Here is a 21856-nt window from a genome sequence, read left to right on the forward strand (position 1 = left end):
ACATTGGGGGGGTGGGTCTTAACGAGCAACCCTCCCCCGCGCCCCCCTCGCGGGGGGCCGCGGTCAAGACCAACCGCCAGACGATGCGCGGCTACGGCGCCTGAGGAAGAGACCATGATCCGCAAGCAAGACCGTCGCCTACGTGTCGGTGTGCTCGGCTGCGGGCCGATCGCGCAATTTGCCCATCTGGAATCCTGCGTGAAAGCCAGGAATGCCGACCTCTATGCGATCTGCGATGCCGCTCCCGACCTGCTGGCGCGCATGGGCGCGACTTATGAGCCCGAAAAAATGTATGGCGACTACGATGAGATGCTCGCCGACCCTGAACTGGAAGCGGTGATCGTTGCGACCTCGGACGCCTATCACGTTGCGATGTCGATCAAGGCGCTCGAGGCCGGCAAGCACGTGCTGTGCGAGAAGCCGATCGGCGTCTCGGTCGAGGAAGGTGAGACGCTCGCCGATGCGGTTAAGCGCTCCGGCAAGGTGCTGCAGGTCGGACATATGAAGCGCTTCGACCCGGCACTGGAAGCGGCGCGCGATTTCGTCCGCGACGAGATGGGCGAAATCCTGGCGCTGAAGGCCTGGTATTGCGATTCCACGCATCGCTACACCAACACCGACGCGGTGCAGCCGCTGCCCGTCACCAGCAAGCTGGCAAAGAAGCCGGCCGGCAATCCGAAGGCCGACCTCAGGCAGTATTTCATGCTCGCGCACGGCTCGCACCTTGTCGATACAGCACGCTTCCTCTGCGGCGAGATTGTCGCGGTGCGCGCCCGCCTCAATGAGCGTTTCGGCGCCTATTGCTGGTTCGTCGAAACTGAATTCGCCAATGGCGCGCTCGGCCATCTCGACCTCACCGTCGCCGTCCGCATGGACTGGCACGAAGGCTTTCAACTCTATGGCGAGAACGGCTCCGTGATCGCAAAGACCTTCAATCCCTGGTATTTCCGAGCGAGCGAGGTCGACATCTTTCACGAGAAGGATGCGACGGCGCGAAAGCCGCTTGGCGCTGACGGCCATTTCTTCAGGCGGCAACTCGAAGGCCTCGCCAACACGGTCCTCGACGGCGCGCCGCGGCGCGGCGCCGATGTCGAGGACGGCCTCGCCTCGATCCGCGCCATGGTGGCGATCGCCCGCTCGGTGGAGAGCGGGCTGCGCGTCGAGATCGCTGCCGTCACGGGAGCGGTCTGATGCAGGTCGGGGTGTTCGCCAGGACCTTCCCGGGCAGCGAGCCGGCCGGCGTGCTGGCGGCGGTGCGCGACGCGGGATTTGCCGTCACCCAGTTCAATCTTGCCTGCGCCGGCCTGCCGTCGATGCCGGACGCGGTACCTGACGGTGCCATCAGCGCCATCGCGGCAGCATCCGGTGCCTCCGGCGTCGCCCTGGTGGCGCTGTCGGGCACCTACAATATGGCCCATTCGGACAAAGCGGTGCGCGACGACGGCATGCGCCGGCTTGGCGTGGTCATCAAGGCCGCGGCGTCCCTTGCTGTTCCGCTCGTCACCCTGTGCACGGGAACGCGCAACGCGGACGATCAGTGGGCGTATCACCCCGACAACGCCGACCGTGAGGCATGGGACGACATGGCAGGCGAGATCGAAAAGGCGCTTCAACTCGCCGAGCGTCATGGCGTCGATCTCGGCATCGAGCCCGAACAGGCCAACATCGTAACCTCGGCGCAGGATGCGATGCGCCTCATCGCCGAGATGGGCTCGAAGCGGTTGCGCGTCGTGCTCGATCCGGCCAACCTGTTCGAACAGGCGAGCCCCGAGGAAGCAAGCGCCATCGTGGCCGCCGCCGTCGAACGCACTGCCGGCCACGTCGCCATGGCGCATGCCAAGGACCGCTTCGCCGACGGGCGCTTTGCCACCGCCGGCAGGGGCGTCGTCGATTTCCCGGATTTCGTCGCCAGGCTGAAGTCATCAGGCTTTGACGGGCCGCTGGTCACGCATGGCCTCTCGGCCGAAGAGGCACCAGGGGTTGCTCGCTTCCTGATGGGGCTGACCTGATGGCGCGCCTGGCCGCTCTGCTTCGCGACGACGCCACGCTTCGGATTTCTGATAATGGCAACGGGCTTGCCGTCGTCTTCCAGCATGGGCTGGGCGGCGGCGAGGCGCAAATCGCCCAGGCTTTCCCGGCCGGTGCCGACTTGCGGCGCATCACGCTGGAATGCCGCGGGCACGGCGCCTCCGGACTGGGCAGCCGCCGTCCGTTTTCCCTGAGCATGTTCGCGGACGATGTTGTTGCCGCCGCCGATCAAGCCGGTCTCGACCGTTTCGTCGCCGGCGGCGTTTCCATGGGCGCCGCCATTGCCTTGCGCCTTGCCTGTCGCCACCCGGACCGCATCGCGGGTCTGCTGCTTGTACGCCCGGCCTGGATTTTCGACAGCGCGCCGGTGAACCTGCGGCCGATCGCCGAGGTCGCCGGCCTCATCCTCGACCACGGCCCCGACAAGGCCAGGACGATCTTCGCGCAATCGGAAACCGCCGAGCGCCTGCAGCGCCACGCGCCCGACAATCTCGCCTCATTATTCGGCTATTTCGACCGGCCGGACGCCGCGCCATTCGCGCAGGTCCTCGCCGACATCGCCGCCGACGGACCGGGCGTTTCTGAAAGCAACGCCGCTGCCCTTGGCGTCCCCACGCTGGTTATCGGCAACGCCATGGATGCGGTGCATCCGCTGCCGGCTGCGCGCACGCTTGCCACGGCGATCCCCGGCGCAACCTTTGCGGAAATCTCTCCCAAGGCGCTCGACAGCGTCAGGCATTTCGCCGAGCTGCAGGCTGAGATCACGACCTTCCTTCGCGCTCACTTCAACATCCGGAGCCTTGTCCCGTTATGACGACCAAATCCCTGTCCGGCCCCGCTGCCATCGCCGCCCTTCCGCGCAACCGGCTGCTCGGCGAGTTTTCGCTGTGGTCGGCCGACCTCGCCAATATGGAGCGCGACCTGAAGCGCATAGATCCGTTTGTCGACCTCCACCACATCGACGTCGCGGACGCCCGCTTCACCCCCGGCTTCCTGTTCTTTCCGGACCTGGTGGCGCGGATTGCCATGCTGACGGCAAAGCCGATCCATGTGCATTTGATGGTTGAAGCGGAGATCGTCGAGGAGCAGGCGCGCCAATTCATCGAGGCCGGCGCCGATCTTGTCAGCGTCCATGCGGAAAACGGCGAGGCCGGCCTACGCGCCGTGCGGCTGGCGCGTGAGCTCGGCGTCGAGGCCGGGGTGGTGCTGAGACTGGAAACGCCGGTGGCCGCGGTCAAACCTTTCCTGTCGCAAGTGGCTTTCGTGACGCTTCTCGGCACATCCATCGGCGTCAAGGGCCAGAGCCTGTCCGACCAGGCCGGCCCGCGCCTGATCGAGGCACGGGCGCTGATGCGAAAAGCAGGTCGCGAGAACGAAATCATCTTGGCTGCCGATGGCGGCATCCGCCACGAAACGGTGCCCCGCCTGCGCGCCGCCGGCGCCGAAACCGTGGTGCTCGGATCGCTGGCATTCGGCGACCCCGACCTTGCGCAGCGCATGGCCTGGCTGCATGGGCTGGAGATTGCCGCCTGATGACAAAGGTTGCGCTTGCCTTCGATCTCGGCGGAACGGAGCTGCGCGGCGCGCTGGTCGAGAGCGGCGGCCACGTGATCGCCCATGTTTCGGCCCCGACGATGGCGATCGCGGGATCGGAAGCGGTGATCGGCCAGATCATCGCGCTGGCCGGGGACCTTCTGACACAGCACCCACAGGCCAAGGTTGCCGGCATCGGCGTCGGCGCACCGGGGCCGCTCGACCCCAAGGCCGGGATCGTGATCGCACCGCCGACACTGGCTGGCTGGCACGATGTGCCCTTGATCGACATTCTCGGCAAGTATTTCGGTCTGCCGGTGCGGCTGGAGAACGACGCCAATGCCGCAGCACTCGGCGAATGGCGCTTCGGCGCCGGGCGTGGCACCGGGTCGATGGTGTTCGTCACCGTGTCGACTGGCATTGGCGGTGGCGTCGTTGCCGAGGGTCACGTCTATCATGGCCGGCGCGGGCTGGCGGCCGAGATCGGCCACATGACCATCACCGGCGAAGGAGACCGCTGCTTCTGCGGCGCCGTCGGCTGCTTCGAGGCGGTCGCCTCCGGAACCGCGCTCGGGCGGCGCGCCACGGCGCTGACGGCGCCGGGCGACGGCTCGCTGCTGCGGCGCCTTTCGGCCGACGGCGACATCTCGGCCAGGCACGTGGTCGATGCCGCGCGTGCAGGCGACGGGCGCGCGCGCACACTCATCGAGGCGGAGGCGAATTGGCTGGGCATCGGCTTCACCAATCTGCTTCATCTCTATTCGCCGGACCTGATCGTAATGGGTGGCGGTCTCGCCAACGGTTTCGACCTCTTGGCTCCAAGCATCAGGGCGGTCGTCGAGCAGCGGGCGATGCCCGCCTACCGGGACGTACCCATCGTGCCGGCGCAACTCGGCAATCAGGCCGGACTGATCGGCGCCGCCAGCCTGATCCTGTGGGAAGGCGAACCAGGCGCGCCGCTGGCGATGGCGCAAGATGACGAAAACAACAACGACACGACCAAACGTGCCGGTGCCCGGGAGGCAAGCCATGGCTGAGCTCAAGCTGAGCGGCGTGCGCAAATCCTACAGATCCGTCGAGGTCATTAGTCCACGACCAGGCGACTCTGCTCGACTACACCGCTGGAGGTGCGCGCCATCGCAATGGGCGCATACAAGCCTTCTGGTAGTCGCGGCGAGACTGCGAACTGCCCAGCGGCGGCATGACCGTTCGAAGCAGGGCTCGGCCAGCGTCGCCCGTGCGGAGGCGTCATTAATTTTGCTGACAGATTGCCGATCTACATTGGTCGGCGGTGCCTGGCGGGCGGCTCGACTGTTGGTTGGGGACAAGGATTTCGACGTGGTTCGCGCTGGCTGCGATCGGCGCCGAGGTTACCTAAGGCGATGTGCCGGCGGCCGAAGCCGCATCCACCTTCTCGAGCTCGAGCTTCGGTGAGAGAAGTGACCGGGAGGAAACTCTTGGCTGCTACGGTCCTACCAGCACGTAAATCCCCCATCGACGGGTACGACGGCTCCGGTCATCAAACTGGCCGCGTCGGAAGCGAGGAACAGGACAGCGCTGGCGACTTCGTGCGCCTGGCCCATGCGGCCCATTGGCGTGTCTCGCAACCACGCTTCTATACGCGGCGCGTTTTCCGGAATCGCCAGGACCATCGGCGTTTCGATGTAGGTTGGCGCCACCGCGTTAACCCGCACGCCATGAGGCGCCCATTCGGCGGCGATCGAGCGGGTCATGTGATGCACGGCCGCCTTGGAGACATTGTAAGGTGTTTGCGGCTGCGGCCGGTTGCAGATCGTGCCCGACATGGAACCCAGATTGACGATTGAGCCGCGGCCGGCCGCGATCATGTGGCGGCCGAAAGCGCGCGAGCACCAGAAGACGCCGTTGATGTTGACGTTCATCATCCACAGCCAGAGTTCATCACTGATATCTTCCGACGAAATGCCGCTGCTGCCGACGCCGGCATTGTTGACGAGAATCGAAGCCGGCGTGCCCCGAGTGGCGAGCGTGTCAGCAATCTCGCTCATCCTTGTTGACGAAGTGACGTCACCGAGCATCAGCTCGGCCGAGTAGCCTTTCGCAGTCAGTGCATCCCTGCCAGCACTGCCGATCTGCTCGTCGGGCTCTATGATGACCACATGCGCTCCGGACTCGCCCAACGCTTCGGCGCATGCGAGGCCAATACCTCTGCCTCCGCCGGTCACCACGGCGATCTCGTTGTCCACCCTGAAGCGCGCTTGATACATGGCCTACCTCCCCGAATTTCGATGCCGAGACGCTACGTGTCAAATGTCGAAGTTGGTCGGCAGAATGACGATATCGCGAATTGTCACCGTTCTCGGCCGGGTCAGCATGAACAGCAGGACTTCGGCAATTTCCTTCGGCTCAAACAGATTTCCGGCCGCCATCGCCCGGTCGAGGTTCTCCTTCGGCCAGTCGGCGACGAGGGGCGTCAGTACCGGTCCGGGGGCGATCGCGCCGACACGGATGCCGTGCTTCGCCACCTGTCGCCTCAGCGCATGGACGAACGCTTGAACTGCGTGCTTGGAAGCGGTGTAGATCGGCTCCCATGGTATTGCGGTATGGCCGGCAACGGAACTGGTGACGACAATGTCTCCCGTGCCCCGCTCGATCATGTGCGGCAGGACCGCATGGACCGTTCGGAATACGGCATTGACGTTCAGGTTCAGCATCCCGTCAAAGGCGTCCGGATCACCATCAATGAAATCGCCGCCGATATAGGCGCCGGCATTGGCATGGAAGGCGTCGAGGTGACCGACCTTGTCCAGAATGCCGGGCATCATGCCTGCCACGCTTTCCGGATTGGTGAGATCCACCCTCAAAGGAATCGCGTTCTCGCCGAGATCAGCAGCCAGGCTGCGCAGTTTCTCATCCGCATAGTCGATCAGGACCACCCGCGCGCCAGCATCGAGACAACCACGGACACAAGCAAGGCCGATACCCGATGCCGCGCCCGTGATTGCAATGACCTTTCCAGAGAGTTGTTCGCTCATCTTCGTCCTCCAGCCGTCGGGTTGCTTTCGGTGTTGAGTGCCTCGCCCGTGCAGGCGAAGCGGTACTCGTCCAGGCTGCGCTGGATCGAGGCGATCAGTAACGAGGTAGGCTCGAGCGGTTTGCCTGCAAACGCCTCGAATGCGGGCAGATGCTGGCGAAACAGCGTGAGCGGCACCGTCTTGCCGTGCAGGGCCGCGGTCAGGCTCGCGACTGCTGCTTCCGCCTCCGGCTGGTTCCAGTAATACCGGATGCGGTCCGAGAACGAGTAGTGGCGCTGGATGCGCTGTTCGGCTTCCGAGCCGTGATAGTGGCCCTGCCAATTGCCGGGTTTGGCCAGCATCAATCGCTCCATGGCCTGATAGAGTGGACGGGCTCCGTAGTCAGGCAAAAGATCGGTCGCGATAAGGTCCAGCGCGTAGAGCGCCTCACGCAGGACGAAGGTCAATTCCGGCCCCACTTTCAGGATCGGGAAGCCGTCCTCGACCAATTGGCGCAAATATGTTCGTCCCTGGTAGTCGGTTGAATGCGCCTCGTAGACCAGGCCAGGCTCCTGCTCGAGCAGCCGCGTCAGCCCGCGTGCCCTGGCGGAATCGTAAAGGACCACATTCTCATTGCCGAACTCCACACCGGGCTGGACCACCAGTGCGATGACGCGTGAGAACGCATCGGCCAAGCCTTGCTTCAGGAACAGGTCGCGATGAACATCGATCGTGTGCGTCGCCGCCGCTACGCTGGTCGGCTCAATGTCGCTGATTGCATGGTTGGCGCCGCCGGGCGTCGGCACCTCGGTGCCGATGATGTAGACCGGGGCCTCATCTCCTGCGGCGCGCGCCGCGCGCTCTGCCGCCAAGGCCAGCCGCGCTGCACGCTCCGCCGTTCTGGCGTCGTCGAGCGCGGCAGGCTCGCCGGCGCATCCCATCGAAGCATCGAGGTGGATCTTTCGAAAGCCGGCGGACACGTACGCCGTGACCATCTCTTCTGCCTTCGCCATCGCTGCGCCGGCATGTTCCCCGCGCCACGGATTTGGCCCAAGGTGATCCCCACCGAAGATGATCCTTTCCATCGGAAGCTTTTCTTCTGCCGATATGTGCTGGACGAGACGAACAAAATCGCTGGGCAGCATTCCGGTGTAGCCACCGAACTGGTTGACCTGGTTGCAGGTTGCTTCGATCACAAGCATGTCGGAGAAGCGTGCAGCATTGCGCGCTGCTGCCCGAATGACCAATGGATGCGCTGAGCAGACAGACGTGACGCCTATCGGCGAACCATTGCGCCGCGCCGCCGCCAGGCTTTTGAGGAGACCGGTCATCGAGCGTTTCTCGGGGTCACGGCGATGAATTCGTCAAGCTGCCGACGCGAGGCGGCACCTTCCATCGGACCTTGAATAGTAACGTTGCGGGCTCCCGCGGCATTGGCATACTCTAGGGCTTTGAACACAGGCATGCCGAGACGGCGGCAAGCGACGTAAGCGCCGCCGAAACAGTCGCCAGCGCCCGTCGGATCAATTTCCGCAACCCTGAACGCCGAGCAATCAATACGCGAGCCGTCAGCACCGAAGAATGTTGATCCGTGTTCGCCGCGTTTAAGCGCAATCTCTGTCACACTGCGCCCAAAGAGCGCGATGACCGCGGCAGATTCACCATCAACTCCAGCTGCCATGAACAATTCGTCGCCGGAGGGCAGGATAAGGTCGGCGACATCGACGAGCTTGGCGAAGCGCTCCTGCGTCTGCCCGAGCCCGAGCAATTCCTTGCGCAAGTTCGGGTCAAGTGAAACGGAGCCGCCGCGCCGCTTGATGACGCCGATGGCATAATCCATCGTCTCCCAGATACCCGGGATGGCAAAAGCGCTACCCATGACGTGGAGGTGTCCAGCCCGCTCGAAGAGCGCCTTCGCTTCAACCGTCAGGCTCACCAGGGCCGCCGCCGATTTTCCGATGTTGAAGACAAAGTCGCGCGAGCCGTCATTGCGATAGCGAACAAACGCGCTTCCGGTCGGATAATCCTGGCTGACCGAGATGGCCGATACGTCCACGCCGTCAGACCGGAGCCGCTCGATGTTGATGCGGCCGAAATCGTCATCGCCGACCGAGGCGACAATTGCCGCCGACCCGCCGATCTTGGCGCATTGATCGATGAAAATCGCCGGCGCGCCGCTGGGAAAGGGGCCGATAAGCTCTATCGGCTCGAGAAAGCCGTCGCCGCGACTTTTAGCCATGATCTCCACCAGGATCTCGCCGATGACCACCGTCGGCCCTAGTGCGTTGGGTGCGAGCTTGGTCTGACTTAAAATCGCATCTGCGGGCATCATACAACTCGGCTAGCGCACATCTTTTGACTGGAGCACGCGCCTGGAGGTTGCGGCCGCTCGCTCCACAGCGAACGACAACCCGAGACGGCCACGATGGGAATGCGGGATGCTCCTCCAGAGGCTACATTAATTATGTTTGTCGCTTTATGCAACATATTAATCAATCGAGACGGACACGCCACAATGGCGTTCTAAATCGCGATCAGACGGGTAGCCCGAGCAGCAGCATCGGTTCGGCAGTGCCGAACCTGGACATTAGTCTTCGTCTTCCTCTGCCCCTTCGAGTTCCGCCGTACCGTCGGCGAAACGCTGGCTTTGCAGAGACAAGTATCGCTGATGTAACATGCAGGCCGCACCGAAGGCGGAACCGACAGTTCCTTCATCATTCATTGTGATCGATGGGAACGGGAAACTGGATTCCTGTATGGCATGGATGTGTGCAGCGACCCTGGCAGCCATCAAGGGATAGAGTGCGGCGACCGAACCGCCTAGCACGATCTTGTCGGCGTCGATGATTCGGCAAGTCTGCACCAGGCCTATTGCCAAAGCCCTTGCCCAGTCCTCGGCTGTTGAGACGGCGCTGGGCAACCGGTTTTGGACATCGGAAAGGAAGTTGCCGAATGTCGGATCACTGAGGGCGGAGGTCTTGCGATAATCGGCCATAATGTTTTCAAGGCCGATTAGTTGTTCGAGATTGCGGCGCGGGCCTGGCGCGTCGCTGATAATCAAGTGCCCAATCTCCCCCGCCAGCCCGTTGGCGCCGCGAAAAAGGCTGCCGTCAACGATAATGCCGCCGCCGACACCGCTCTCCATAACGAGAAAAAGCGTGACGCCGGAATGCACCTCGCTGCGCCCGTAAGTCGCGCCGATCGCGAATGCGTTGGCATCGTTCTCGGCAAGGACCGGAACACGAATCGGCAGGGCGTCTCTCACCAGCTTTGCAAGGTGAACATTTCGCCAGCCGAGAAGCGGCGCAAAGTGGACGAAGCCATTCTTATCCATTTGCGCCGGGGTTGATACGCCAACGCCTTCACATCGCTCCAGTTTTGACACAGGAATAGATTGGAGAGCCAGCCTCACGGCGCGGTCGACCGCGGCCTCTACGTTGATCGACGGACCATCAAACGGTTCCACATTCGTCGAAACGATATTGGTTCCAAGATCGATCTCTACCGTACTGATATGCTCGACACCGATCTCGACCCCAAGGAAGAAAATAGCATCCGGCACAAGCTCCAGCATGATGCCGGGACGGCCGGCTCGGGCATAGCCCGCTTGTTCAGGCAGATCCTCAATTGCTTCGCGCACCAGACCGTCAGCCGTCAGGCTCGCGATGATATGCCCCGACGAAGAGCGGTTAAGCCGTAACTTGCGCGCGAGTTCGGCTCGAGTGAGACGTCCAAATTGATGAAGGGCTCTTAGAGCCGCCACTTCATTGTTTTGTCGAATCCTGCGATTTGAACTGGCGGTCAGCGCCGGGTCATTCACTTAGGTCTCTCCAGGTTACCTGCGGTCCGCAAGCCGAACGCAACCACAACGCGCTCACTTGGTACACGCCGCGCAGGCGTGCAGCAACTGGCGCGATCTTATTGAACGCGCATCCCCCGAAGCTTCTGTCTCACGGATCCGAGGCTGCCGATGAACAGCGAAAAAACCGCAGCACTACAGCGCTGAAGACCGCGGAGCAGGGCGCCTTAGGCAGAGGGTCCGCACTGCCGCATAATCAGATTATCCTCGACTTATGGACGGGCATTCGTCGTTCGCCGACGAACCGCCTCTTGCATTTTCAGGTCGATGAAGGCCTTGGCGTGCTTTGCCAACGGCATGTTCTCGGTCCAGGTATCGCGCCATATGGCGCATGCGAGGGACAGACCCTCATCGACCACGGCGCTGGAGAACGATTCAAAGGTGATGTCGCGGTTATAGCCGATGTCTAGCAGCGCGTCGAAGATGCGATCGAAATCGATCACTCCATCGCCGAGGTAGCCGCGATTGCTTTCGCCGATGTGAAAATAGCCGATCTTGTCGCCGGCCAGACGAATGGCCGCCGCTGGATTGGCCTCTTCGATGTTCATATGAAACGTGTCGAGATGGAGCGTGACGTGATCGGAGCCGGTCGCCTTGATGAAGTCGAGGCCCTGAGCCGCCGTGTTCAAGAGATTCGTCTCGAACCGGTTGACGACCTCCAGGACCAGATCGACGCCGGCCTTCTTTGCTGCGTCAGCCGTCTTGGCAATGGCTGCAATGCTGTTCTTGCGGCCGCGATCACTCGGCATTGTCGAGTATTTCGTATGCGCGGAATAGAGAATGCCCCCGAGCTTGGTGCCGCCGATGTCCCGCACCGCCGCGACTGCATTCGCGAGTAATTCCTCACCTGCCTTCACGACAGCGCCGTCCTCGCTCGACACATCGGCGCCCAAGGGCAGGCCCATGGTGAGGGCGATTCGAGATCTAACGACTGAGCCTTCTTGGCGAGGCGATGGATGTCGAACTTTTCGGGTTGAAGATACGCAAACTCGATCAGCCGGTAACCGCACGCAGCCGAATTCTCCATCGCTTCTTCAAGCATGGCCTGAGTGCCACCGCCGGTCCATACGAACGAATGAATGCCCAATCTGCGCATCGGCTGTTTCCTCCTGGGTACTGGCGACTCTATAAATGTTGACAATGACAACAAAAATGCCCCCATCGTGACAAATGTCAAGGTCCTCGACGGCGCAACCAATGCTTGTGCGCGCGGCAACTCCTAACCGGATCGAGCATCATTCACGCAAATATGCAGAGGATAATACGCGGAATCCCGGGGCCGTTGCCTCGGCGGGTTTTTTGGCTTGACAGAATTCCCGTACCGTTTAATTTGTTGCCAAGAACAACATATAACGCTGCCAACCAGCGAAACGTGGAGGAGGAAATTAACTTGCCCTGATCCAATTTCTCCGCTCTTCGCGACAGATGGGCTGATAGCGCTCTTCTGTGCTCGTTCGCATGAATATGGCCAACTCGGTCCGTGAGTTGAGACCAAGCCGGCAATTCGAAACAGCAGAAAATGTTGCCTCCCAAGGCCGGCACCTGAGGGGAGTTTTCTGCTCGGGTGCGGGCACGAAAAGCGATGAATCTTCATAGGGCCAGTGCCCGTGCGTTGGCGTCTTAAATTTGGATCAAGCCGGGAGGCGCCACCGGGCCGATTGGAGGAAATCGCGGAGGCGGGGCCCCCACAATGCCTTTGATGGCCAGGAGGTTTCCGGTCTGGCGAGAAGGAACATTGCCATGACTGCGAAATGACGGACTGACATTCAAGATTCTTTGGAGGAGTGAAAGATGAGACATGAACTCGGAATAGGCCTTGCCGCATTGGCAGTGGGGCTAACGACCAGCGTGATGCCTGCCATGACGTATCAAAGGTTACAATGAGCACATCATATTTTGACATAAAGATATGTTTATGTCACGGTGTATGATCTTGGAAGCCGAGGCTCACCGTGGTGCATTCTGAATCCTCCTTGGATTCCCTTTTCGGACCCGTTGTCGCCAAGGCGGATGGATCGGAGATTCGTTCTGCCTTGGAATCGGCCGCGCGCGAACGAATCCTCATCCTCGACGGCGCGATGGGCACGCAGATCCAGGGGCATGGCTTCAACGAGGAACAGTTCCGCGGTGACAAGTTCGTCGGCTGCGCCTGCCATCAACAGGGCAACAACGACCTGCTGATCCTGACGCAGCCGAAAGCGATCGAGGAAATCCACTACCAGTACGCGATTGCCGGCGCCGACATCATCGAGACCAACACCTTCTCCTCCACGTCGATCGCCCAGGCCGATTACGGCATGGAGGATGCGGTCTATGACCTGAACCGGGACGGTGCCCGTCTGGTGCGGCGGGCGTGCATTCGCGCCCAACAGGAAGACGGCAAGCGACGCTTCGTCGCCGGCGCGCTGGGACCGACCAACCGCACCGCCTCGATGTCGCCGGACGTCAACAACCCCGGCTATCGCGCCGTCAACTTCGACGATCTGCGCATCGCCTATGGCGAGCAGTTGCGCGGCCTGATCGACGGCGGCGCCGACATCATCCTGATCGAGACGATCTTCGACACGCTGAACGCCAAGGCGGCGATCTTCGCCTGCAACGAGATCTTCCTCGAAAAGGGCGTGCATCTTCCGGTCATGATCTCAGGCACGATCACTGACCTGTCGGGCCGCACGCTGTCGGGCCAGACACCGACGGCCTTCTGGCATTCGATCCGCCACGCCAGTCCGTTCACGGTCGGCCTCAACTGCGCGCTCGGCGCCAACGCCATGCGCGCACATGTCGCCGAGATTTCCGGCGTCGCCAACACCTTCACCTGTGCCTATCCCAATGCCGGCCTGCCCAACGAGTTCGGCCGCTACGACGAGAGCCCGGAATTCATGGCGGCGCAGATCGAGGGTTTTGCGCGCGAGGGACTGGTCAATGTCGTCGGCGGCTGCTGCGGCTCGACGCCGGATCACATCCGCGCCATCGCAGCGGCAGTGAGGAAATATCCGCCGCGCGCCATTCCGGAGATCGAGCGCAAAATGCGCCTGTCAGGTCTGGAACCCTTCACGCTCACCAAGGAAATTCCGTTCGTCAATGTCGGCGAGCGCACCAACGTCACCGGCTCGGCGAAATTCAGGAAACTGATCACCGCCGGCGACTACCCTGCCGCCCTCGACATCGCGCGCGATCAGGTCTCCAACGGTGCCCAGATCATCGACATCAACATGGACGAGGGCCTGATCGATTCGAAGAAGGCGATGGTCGAGTATTTCAACCTGATCGCCGCCGAGCCGGATATCGCCCGCGTGCCGGTGATGATCGACAGTTCGAAATGGGAGATCATCGAGGCTGGCTTGAAATGCGTGCAGGGCAAGCCGCTGGTCAATTCCATCTCGATGAAGGAAGGCGAGGAAGCTTTTCTCCACCATGCGAAACTCGTCCGCGCGTATGGCGCGGCGGTCGTCGTCATGGCGTTCGACGAGGAAGGCCAGGCGGACACGCAGGCGCGAAAAGTCGCCATCTGCACCCGCGCTTACAAGCTCCTGACCGAGCAGGCCGGCTTCCCGCCGGAAGACATCGTTTTCGACCCGAACATCTTCGCCATCGCCACCGGCATCGACGAGCACAACAATTACGGGGTCGACTTCATCGAGGCGACGCGGGAAATCATCCAGACCCTACCTCACGTCCACATTTCGGGTGGCGTCTCGAACCTGTCCTTCTCGTTTCGCGGCAACGAACCGGTGCGCGAGGCCATGCATGCCGTGTTCCTCTACCACGCCATCCAGGCCGGCATGGACATGGGCATCGTCAATGCCGGCCAACTTGCAGTCTACGAATCGATCGATCCGGAACTGCGCGAAGCCTGCGAGGACGTCGTCAACAACCGCCAGCCGGCGGGCGGCGGCAGCGCCACCGAGCGGATGCTGGAACTTGCCGAGCGCTTCAAGGGAACCGCCGGCAAGGAGGCCAAGGAACGCGATCTCGCCTGGCGGGAGTGGACTGTCGACAAGCGCATTTCGCATGCGCTGGTCAATGGCATCACCGAGTTCATCGACGCCGATACCGACGAGGCGCGGCTTGCCGCCGAGCGGCCGCTCCATGTCATCGAGGGCCCGCTGATGGCCGGCATGAACGTCGTCGGCGACCTGTTCGGTGCCGGAAAGATGTTCCTCCCGCAAGTGGTCAAGTCCGCGCGCGTGATGAAACAGGCGGTCGCCGGGCTGCTGCCGCACATGGAAGCCGAGAAGCTGGCCAACGCCGCCAACGGCATCGACACCGGCGAACGCCAGACCGCCGGAAAAATCCTGATGGCGACGGTCAAGGGCGACGTCCATGACATCGGCAAGAACATCGTCGGCGTCGTGCTCGCCTGCAACAACTACGAGATCATCGATCTAGGCGTCATGGTGCCAGCGACTAAGATTCTGCGGACGGCGCGCGAGCAAAACGTCGACATCATCGGCCTCTCCGGCCTGATCACGCCGTCGCTCGACGAGATGGCGCATGTCGCCTCCGAAATGGAGCGCGAAGGTTTCGACATTCCGTTGCTGATTGGCGGGGCGACGACCAGCCGCGTTCACACGGCGGTCAAGATCCACCCGCGCTATGAGCGCGGCCAGACGGTCTACGTCACAGATGCCAGCCGCGCCGTTGGCGTCGTCTCGTCATTGCTGTCCCACCAGGCAAAGGGCGACTATGTCGATATGGTACGCGCCGAGTACCGCAAGGTGGCGGACGCGCATGCGCGTAGTGAAGCCGACAAGCTGCGCCTTCCGCTCGCCAGGGCAAGGGCAAACGCCCACAAGATCGACTGGTCGGGCTATGTCCCGCAAAACCCCTCCTTCCTTGGGCTGAAGGTTTTCGAGACCTGGGACCTCGCCGAACTCGCCCGCTACATCGACTGGACGCCGTTCTTCCAGACCTGGGAGATGAGGGGGCGCTATCCGAAGATTCTCGAAGACGAGGCACAGGGGCCGGCGGCGCGCCAGCTGTTCGAGGATGCACAAGCGGTGCTGAAGCAGATCATCGCGGAACAATGGTTCGCACCGAAGGGCGTGATCGGCTTCTGGCCGGCCAATGCCGTCGGCGACGACATCAGGCTTTTCACCGACGACACGCGTTCGCAAGAGCTGGCGACCTTCTTCACGCTGCGCCAGCAACTGACCAAGCGCGACGGCAAGGCCAACGTCGCCCTGTCGGATTTCGTCGCGCCGCTCGAAAGTGGCAAGGCGGATTATCTCGGCGGCTTCATCGTGACCGCCGGCATCGAGGAAGTGGCGATCGCCGAGCGCTTCGAGCGGGCCAATGACGATTATTCCTCGATAATGGTGAAGGCGCTCGCCGACCGCTTCGCCGAAGCCTTCGCCGAGCGGCTGCACGAGCGTGTCCGAAAAGAGTTGTGGGGCTATGCGCCGGACGAGAACCTGGCCCCGGAGGATCTGATCGGCGAACCCTATTGCGGCATCAGGCCGGCGCCCGGCTATCCGGCGCAGCCCGACCATACCGAGAAGGCGACGCTGTTCAGGCTGCTCGACGGCGAACGCAACGCAGGGGTCACCTTGACCGAAAGCTATGCCATGTGGCCCGGCTCGTCGGTCTCCGGCATCTATCTCGCCCATCCGGAAAGCTATTATTTCGGGGTGGCCAAGATCGAGCGCGATCAGGTGGAGGACTATGCACGGCGCAAAGACATGTCAATTTCGGAGGTCGAGCAGTGGCTCGGGCCCATCCTGAATTACATCCCAGTGCAGGTCGCTGAGGCCGCTGAATAGATTGTCGGCGTACCAGCTTCAAAGTGGAATTCGTCCTGTATTCAAGCCTTGCCGGGCGCGCCGCTCACCCACTGGGCGGCAGGCGGCAAGAAGATGCAGAGATGGCGAAAATCCTAGGCATCTCCATAGCAGGAGTATGGGACGCGGTGAGCATTCCCGAGCGCGCCGGCGAGGTGTTCGATACGCTCGGCCTGTTGCGCCAAGAGGGCAAGATCGGCGGCTTCGGCTGGAGCACCGATCACCGCGAACGGCTTGCCGCCTACGCGCCGCGCGAAGGGTTCGTCGCCGTAGAGAACGACTTCAATGTGTTTACCCCGGCGAACGAGCTGATGGCCGTTGCGGCGCGCGAGAACCTCGTCTCGTTCAGCCGGCTGCCGCTGGCAATGGGGCTGCTCACCGGCAAATACACGCCGGCCATGCGGCTGCCCACCAACGATGTGCGCGGCGGGAATGCCGAATGGATGGTGTTTTTCAGGGATGGCGCCGCCAACCCGCACTATCTGTCAAGGCTCTCGGCAATCCGCGACCTGCTCACCTCGGGCGGACGCACGCTTGCGCAAGGCGCGCTCGGCTGGATACTCGCCAAGTCGGCAATCGCCTTGCCGGTTCCCGGCTTCACGCGGCCCGAGCAGGTCGAGGACAATCTCGGTGCGCTGGAGAAAGGGCCGCTGCCGGCAACGGTGATGGCCGAGATCGACGCCGTGCTGAAAATTGCCGAGACCGCCTAGTGCGGCGAATCCGAAATTCGCATTGGCGATAATGCGACCAACTTCGATCTCTCTGATGTCTGCCGATATCGCATTTTTCTTAGTCAAGCTTCCGTGGCGCAATTGAACACGGACGGAGCGGCGGACACGCTCGAGTTGAAGGTCCGCCGCTCCGGTTTTCAGATCAAAGAGTGATGCTGCAACGGGAGATGGGTAGCGAGCTGCGCTTGAGCTGCGCCGCCGACCGCGTCGCTGTCGAGAGAGAGCGACCCGGTTGAGCTGTCAAAGATGATGTGGTGGGAACCATCATCCGTAGCCGTACCAGCAGGGGAAGTATGCAATGAAAGCCCGCCCGACTTAAGCTCGGTAAGAGCGGCTTGATCGAGGTGGAGCTTGTCCTGAAGCTTGCTGAAGTCGAAGGCATCGTTGCCTCCGTGGCCAGACATGATCTCGGCGGCGGCGCCGTTTTTTGCCTGGGCGCCGACACTTTCATCGGGCTGGACGGTTTGCGCGAACCCGTGGCGGATCAGGCTGGTTGCCGTCTTGTCGGATGGATCGTTGGTCGGGAGAAGTTCCGAGCCGGCCGAAAGAGAATGGCTCAACGAGGCCAATATGCGGTCAACGTTGCTGCCCTCGCTTACCTTGTCGCCGGCATTATCGTGGGTGGTGTCAGTCGAACTGCCATCGCTGGCGAGGAGGTGAGAAAGCGCGGTCTTGCCATGACTGCCATCGCTGGTGGTGGCACCGGAGGCGGCGGTATCAGTCGAACTGCCGTCGCTGGCGAGGAGGGGCGACAGCGCGGTCTTGCCATGACTGCCATCGCTGGTGGTAGCGCCGGAGGCGGCGGTAGTAGTCGAACTGCCGTCGCTGGCGAGGAGGGGCGACAGCGCGGTCTTGCCATGACTGCCATCGCTGGCGGTAGCGCCGGAGGCGGCGGTAGTAATCGAACCGCCGTTGCCGGCGAGGAGATGCGAAAGCGTGGTCTTGCCATGATTGCTATCGCCGGTGGTGGCTTCGGAAGGGGCGGTGGCAGTCGAGGTGCTGCCGCCGGTGATGGTCTCGGCCGGGGCTGTGGCGGTCGAGGTGCCGCCGCTGGAGGTGGCTTCGGAAGGGGCGGTGGCGGTCGAGGTGCCGCCGCTGGAGGTGGCTTCGGAAGGGGCGGTGGCGGTCGAGGTGCTGCCGCCGGTGGTGGCTTCGGAAGGAGCGGTGACAGTCGCGGTGCTATCGCCGGTGGTGGCCTCGGAAGGGACCGTCGCCGTAGAAATGGGATCGGTGGCCGCAGCTTCGGAAGGAGCAGTCCCGGCGGTGCTGAGATTGTGTTGCCGGAAAACGGCCTGCAGTTCCGGGGAGCTCTCAAGCGCGGTGTCGCCTCGCTGTGAACCCCAGGCGTACGCGTACTCGAAGGCGGGTGACGGAACCAGCTTGGCCCAGTGGTCCATCATGGTTTCCATCTGGGCGGCGGTGGGCACGACATATTTGCCACCCATGTCGGTGTTATAGTCGCCACCGCCAAACGTCTGGTAGCCTGGAATGATCTTGCTCGTCGGGATGCCCGATGCCTGAGCGGCGGCGACGAATTTATCGATCATGTTATAGTCGACCGCGCCATCCGTGCGGACAGGATAGACATCCACGCCGTAGTAATCGATACCGGTATTGGCGGGATTGTACGTGTTCGAAAAATCCGGATTCGCGGACGTCCCCAAGCTCATCATCGTGATGTAGGTCTTGGCGTCCGGCACATTGGCGTGAATCCAGTCGGATTCTGCCTTCAGATTCGCGGCGGAGGCGTAGGTGCCCCATTGGCCGGTGGGATCCGGCTCGTCGACAAGGAAGAATCCGAACAGCTTCGGATTGCCGATGAAAGGCGTGATCTTGTCGATAAAGGACGACGTCGCTCCGTCGGTTTCGTTGAGGTAGACCAAGCCCTTCATACCGTCCGGCAGCGCATTGAGTTGGTCAACAGATGAAACGTCGGCCAGATTGAATCCGGCTTGCGAAATTTCCGTGCCCGATCCACCTGACGTGTAATGCAGAGTTGTCATCCAATATTCCTTTTTCTGTTTCGACCGTGCCTACTTACAGACGGCGTATATTAGCGCCAAATCACATACCGACACCCTCTGACAGAAATATTGAGGTTTGAAGTAGGATTGAGCGTTGGAGGGGCGCTCCCTTCGAACTCGTTTCCGCAACGGTATCGACGACCAGCCAAGGATGGTTCTATTCGGGATAAGACTCGGCTAACTTGATCCGACCGTGTGGAGCTTGGCTCGAATGGCGCGGTCGAGAAGCCGTCCGACGCAGGACGGCCGGGAAATCTGAAAACCAGACCAAAAACAAAACCCGCCTAGCGGCGGGTCGTCAGTGCGAATCTGCACCGTACCCAAATTACTAGCATAGCTGCCGGCACAAAGCAAGAACAAAATGTGACACAATCGACGAAGCTGCCGATCTAGACGGCGCTTCTCCGAAATGCGAATGCGCCTCGCAGCCGGCATTGCCGCAACAGCGGTGCCGTGCAACATCGGCGGCTTGGAAGGAACCCCGGTGCTGTCTCGCCTGATCGCCGGCCTGCTGCTCGCCTGCGGATTGACCCACAGATCATGTATTCGCTTGCGCAGGCGTCGTGGGGCTACCCAGTTGCCTTTTCCGCGAGGCGACGGTTGGACTCAAACATCTTCTGCGGCATCCGCCGAAAGCTCCTGATCATGACGTTCGCGCGGAAGAGGTTGGCCGGATTGGCCGCGAGGCTGGTGCAAGGCGATATATCCCAGACACCAGGGCGCGGACGAGCGGCTTGCGTACCGGCGTCTCGATGAAGCGCCAGACGATAAAAGAGGCAAGGAGGACCCCGGCCAACACGACGAAGAATGCGGCGTTCTTGCCGACATGAGGCGCCAGCGCGTTAAGCGAAATGTAGCCGATATACTGGTGCAAAAGATACAGCGGATAAGTCAACCCTCCGAGCATCATGATAGCCTTGGATGGAGCAATCACGGAGCGGAGCAATATCGCGCCAGCGAAGACTCCGTAGACCACTATATTGGCAGCGAGGAGGGCCGGATACGAAATGGCTGCGCCAAAGTGCTCCTGCATCCAGTTATGAGAGAACATTGCGGTCTGGCAAGACACCAGGAACGCGACGGCAAGAAACAGGAACGCAGCCGGTGAACGGCCCCTTGCAACGATGTCTTCCGCGAGGATGCCGGCGGCAAACAAAGGCGCATAGTTTGTAATGAAGAGAATGCGTATCACCGGGTTCCCAAAGAAGAACTCGTTGGTTGCCGAAATTGCGAGCCAGATGGCCGCGATGGGTATTTTCCAGCGCTGAAAGGCGCCGGCAAAGATCAGCACTGCAACCCAGCCGTAAAACAGGATCTCGAGCATGATCGACCAGTAGACGCCATCCATGGACGGCCTGCCGAAGAGGCGGGCGAACATGGAAAGATTGGCTACATAGGTTGGAACATCGGTCGGAAAACGCTGATCTTTGGCGACGACGAGAACAACAAACGTCGCGGTCATGCAGACGAGGAATCCGGGATAAAGCCGGGCGAAGCGGGCGACCGCGAATTCCTGCCAGGTTCGACCTTCGGCCGACCACGCGATGACGAAACCGCTGATCAGGAAAAACAGATTGACGCCGAGATAGCCGTAGATGGCGTAAGGTGCTGCGGCAGGATATTCCACGTCGAGATTGCCCGCGATCGCGCCGCCAAAAAGATAGTGAAAGAGCACGACCGCGAGGGCTGCAGCTAGGCGCAGCAGGTCGAGTGATGGCATGCGCGCCGGAATGGCCTTGCCTGCCGGTTCCACAGCTACCTCCCGCAGCCGTTTCAGCTTTTGACAACCATCAGCGGCCTGATCCGCAATACCAGTGCTAACGCGAAGACTGCAAACCGGCGGCAGGTCAAGCCTTTACCTTCTCAAGTACGAACAGCTGCTCGCAGGACAGGAACCGCAGGACGCTAAAAGAGCGTACCAGCTTGAGCCCCGCCGCCGCGAAATCCTGTCGTGCAACGGTGAGATTGACGGGATGAGGCGCCGACATCCTTCCGGTGATCAACTTCCGCAGCCTTAGCCGTATTCTCTGGAGGCGGGTGCCAAGGCCGTAGGATACGATCAGGCGACGGCTGGCAACGCGCGCGAGCTCAATGATAATGTCGCGCCTGAGATGTGGCGGGATAAGGTGAATGAGGCGAAGGCAGACCACCGTATCAAAGCTTTCGTCGGCGAACGGCAGCTGCGTCACGTCACATCGGATGAATCCCCGAAATCCGGATTGACCTTCATATGCTGATTTAGCCAAGGCCATCATTTCCATTGAAATGTCTGCAGCCAGCACCCGACAATTATGCTGGCCCAGCACGCCGGCCAGCTTCCCGGTTCCGCATGGGATATCGAGCACCTGAGATGGAGGCGGGCTGCACCTCTCCAGCGCCTTGGCGATGCAGCGTTGCTCCCGTCGCGCAATGACGTATGACGCAACGGTGGACAGCTTCAACCGGCCTGCATAGCCGTTCAGGTACCAGCTCGCAAAACTCGGATCTTGATATCTCTGTTTTGTCGGGAGCTCATAGGCCGCGACTGCCGCGACCTTGGCGTTGTAATTGGCAGGTATAGCCGTATTTGCCGCTGCCGTCTGATGTGGCTCGAGGTTCTCGCTCATATGCCTGCTTTCATACGATTTCTCCTGCAGATGAGATCGAAGATTTTTGTCCGACACGTTCATTGGATAGCCGACCAAGCTGCCCTATTGGCGATAGAGGGGATAAACGGCCAGTTGGCTGCGTCCATCACAGAGAAGGTTTCCAGAAGGCTGGGTGTCTCGCATCCCTCGAACGGATGAGACATGCCGAACTCATGACTGCCGCGCCCTCGCGGAAGTGTGCTGGGGAATAGGGCTACTGCACACCCCTTTCGGAGACGGAACGGTAAACGGACGGTAGGCAATCCGGAAGGATAGTGACC

The 21856-nt window shown here is 61.6% G+C and carries 15 protein-coding genes and 1 pseudogene; 7 read left to right on the forward strand and 9 right to left on the reverse strand.

Annotated features, from left to right (window positions below; genetic code table 11):
• Positions 1-114: 114 nt before the first annotated feature.
• The 5 genes from NKJ73_RS08410 to NKJ73_RS08430 are packed head-to-tail and all read left to right on the forward strand — an operon-like array spanning position 115 to position 4598.
• Positions 115-1191, forward strand: coding sequence for a Gfo/Idh/MocA family protein (locus NKJ73_RS08410; protein ID WP_352569004.1), 1077 nt, complete (start codon positions 115-117; stop codon positions 1189-1191).
• Positions 1191-2009: a sugar phosphate isomerase/epimerase family protein gene (locus NKJ73_RS08415; protein ID WP_352457864.1), complete on the forward strand. Its 819-nt coding sequence runs from the start codon at positions 1191-1193 to the stop codon at positions 2007-2009. Before NKJ73_RS08410 ends, NKJ73_RS08415 begins: the two co-directional genes overlap by 1 nt.
• Complete coding sequence (locus NKJ73_RS08420; protein ID WP_023680303.1) at positions 2009-2842, forward strand: alpha/beta fold hydrolase; 834 nt, start codon at positions 2009-2011, stop codon at positions 2840-2842. The genes NKJ73_RS08415 and NKJ73_RS08420 overlap by 1 nt, the downstream gene beginning before the upstream one ends.
• Entirely contained in the window at positions 2839-3561 is a 723-nt protein-coding gene (locus tag NKJ73_RS08425) for a ribulose-phosphate 3-epimerase (RefSeq protein WP_352457865.1), read from the forward strand. Before NKJ73_RS08420 ends, NKJ73_RS08425 begins: the two co-directional genes overlap by 4 nt.
• A complete protein-coding gene (locus tag NKJ73_RS08430) occupies positions 3561-4598 on the forward strand; it encodes an ROK family protein (protein ID WP_352457866.1) in 1038 nt (345 codons plus the stop codon). The genes NKJ73_RS08425 and NKJ73_RS08430 overlap by 1 nt, the downstream gene beginning before the upstream one ends.
• Before the next feature lie 435 nt (positions 4599-5033).
• On the opposite strand, the gene NKJ73_RS08435 is transcribed toward NKJ73_RS08430, so the two are convergent.
• The 6 genes and pseudogenes from NKJ73_RS08435 to NKJ73_RS08460 form a co-directional block, all read right to left on the reverse strand.
• The gene (locus tag NKJ73_RS08435; RefSeq protein WP_352569005.1) at positions 5034-5807 is read right to left on the reverse strand and encodes an SDR family NAD(P)-dependent oxidoreductase; all 774 of its coding nucleotides are present in this window, start codon (positions 5805-5807) and stop codon (positions 5034-5036) included.
• A gap of 39 nt (positions 5808-5846) precedes the next feature.
• Positions 5847-6575, reverse strand: a complete 729-nt coding sequence (locus NKJ73_RS08440) for an SDR family oxidoreductase (RefSeq protein ID WP_352569006.1) — start codon at positions 6573-6575, stop codon at positions 5847-5849.
• The gene (locus NKJ73_RS08445) at positions 6572-7885 is read right to left on the reverse strand and encodes a D-tagatose-bisphosphate aldolase, class II, non-catalytic subunit (protein ID WP_352457868.1); all 1314 of its coding nucleotides are present in this window, start codon (positions 7883-7885) and stop codon (positions 6572-6574) included. Before NKJ73_RS08445 ends, NKJ73_RS08440 begins: the two co-directional genes overlap by 4 nt.
• A complete protein-coding gene (locus NKJ73_RS08450) occupies positions 7882-8883 on the reverse strand; it encodes a tagatose kinase (RefSeq protein ID WP_352569190.1) in 1002 nt (333 codons plus the stop codon). Before NKJ73_RS08450 ends, NKJ73_RS08445 begins: the two co-directional genes overlap by 4 nt.
• A gap of 258 nt (positions 8884-9141) precedes the next feature.
• Complete coding sequence (locus tag NKJ73_RS08455) at positions 9142-10374, reverse strand: ROK family transcriptional regulator (protein WP_031212551.1); 1233 nt, start codon at positions 10372-10374, stop codon at positions 9142-9144.
• Positions 10375-10625: 251 nt separating this feature from the next.
• Positions 10626-11509: pseudogene (locus NKJ73_RS08460) on the reverse strand (sugar phosphate isomerase/epimerase family protein).
• Positions 11510-12365: 856 nt separating this feature from the next.
• On the opposite strand from NKJ73_RS08460, the gene metH reads away from it, so the two are divergent.
• Both metH and NKJ73_RS08470 read left to right on the forward strand, forming a co-directional pair.
• Positions 12366-16175: a methionine synthase gene (gene metH / locus NKJ73_RS08465; RefSeq protein ID WP_036239289.1), complete on the forward strand. Its 3810-nt coding sequence runs from the start codon at positions 12366-12368 to the stop codon at positions 16173-16175.
• Positions 16176-16276: 101 nt separating this feature from the next.
• On the forward strand, positions 16277-16903 hold the full coding sequence (locus NKJ73_RS08470) for an aldo/keto reductase (protein ID WP_352569007.1): 627 nt from the start codon (positions 16277-16279) through the stop codon (positions 16901-16903).
• A 158-nt stretch (positions 16904-17061) separates the two neighbouring features.
• Here the strand turns inward: NKJ73_RS08470 and NKJ73_RS08475 are convergent, their stop codons facing one another.
• The 3 genes from NKJ73_RS08475 to NKJ73_RS08485 all read right to left on the reverse strand — a co-directional run bounded on the left by NKJ73_RS08475 (position 17062) and on the right by NKJ73_RS08485 (position 21617).
• Positions 17062-18927 (reverse strand): calcium-binding protein, encoded by a 1866-nt coding sequence (locus NKJ73_RS08475; protein WP_352569008.1) that lies wholly within the window; start codon positions 18925-18927, stop codon positions 17062-17064.
• 664 nt (positions 18928-19591) lie between these two features.
• Positions 19592-20701, reverse strand: a complete 1110-nt coding sequence (locus NKJ73_RS08480; protein ID WP_023675605.1) for an acyltransferase family protein — start codon at positions 20699-20701, stop codon at positions 19592-19594.
• Between the two features lie 94 nt (positions 20702-20795).
• A complete protein-coding gene (locus NKJ73_RS08485; protein WP_084640985.1) occupies positions 20796-21617 on the reverse strand; it encodes a class I SAM-dependent methyltransferase in 822 nt (273 codons plus the stop codon).
• Positions 21618-21856 lie beyond the last annotated feature (239 nt).

Origin of the sequence: Mesorhizobium sp. M0074, from assembly GCF_040322975.1 — a bacterium.
Classification (GTDB): domain Bacteria; phylum Pseudomonadota; class Alphaproteobacteria; order Rhizobiales; family Rhizobiaceae; genus Mesorhizobium.

Excerpts from the sequence above, each read along its gene's own strand:
- NKJ73_RS08410 (WP_352569004.1), top strand. The coding sequence starts at position 115 with ATGATCCGCAAGCAAGACCGTCGCCTACGTGTCGGTGTGCTCGGCTGC.
- NKJ73_RS08415 (WP_352457864.1), top strand. The coding sequence starts at position 1,191 with ATGCAGGTCGGGGTGTTCGCCAGGACCTTCCCGGGCAGCGAGCCGGCC.
- NKJ73_RS08420 (WP_023680303.1), top strand. The coding sequence starts at position 2,009 with ATGGCGCGCCTGGCCGCTCTGCTTCGCGACGACGCCACGCTTCGGATT.
- NKJ73_RS08425 (WP_352457865.1), top strand. The coding sequence starts at position 2,839 with ATGACGACCAAATCCCTGTCCGGCCCCGCTGCCATCGCCGCCCTTCCG.
- NKJ73_RS08430 (WP_352457866.1), top strand. The coding sequence starts at position 3,561 with ATGACAAAGGTTGCGCTTGCCTTCGATCTCGGCGGAACGGAGCTGCGC.
- NKJ73_RS08435 (WP_352569005.1), bottom strand. The coding sequence starts at position 5,807 with ATGTATCAAGCGCGCTTCAGGGTGGACAACGAGATCGCCGTGGTGACC.
- NKJ73_RS08440 (WP_352569006.1), bottom strand. The coding sequence starts at position 6,575 with ATGAGCGAACAACTCTCTGGAAAGGTCATTGCAATCACGGGCGCGGCA.
- NKJ73_RS08445 (WP_352457868.1), bottom strand. The coding sequence starts at position 7,885 with ATGACCGGTCTCCTCAAAAGCCTGGCGGCGGCGCGGCGCAATGGTTCG.
- NKJ73_RS08450 (WP_352569190.1), bottom strand. The coding sequence starts at position 8,883 with ATGCCCGCAGATGCGATTTTAAGTCAGACCAAGCTCGCACCCAACGCA.
- NKJ73_RS08470 (WP_352569007.1), top strand. The coding sequence starts at position 16,277 with ATGGCGAAAATCCTAGGCATCTCCATAGCAGGAGTATGGGACGCGGTG.
- NKJ73_RS08475 (WP_352569008.1), bottom strand. The coding sequence starts at position 18,927 with ATGACAACTCTGCATTACACGTCAGGTGGATCGGGCACGGAAATTTCG.
- NKJ73_RS08485 (WP_084640985.1), bottom strand. The coding sequence starts at position 21,617 with ATGAACGTGTCGGACAAAAATCTTCGATCTCATCTGCAGGAGAAATCG.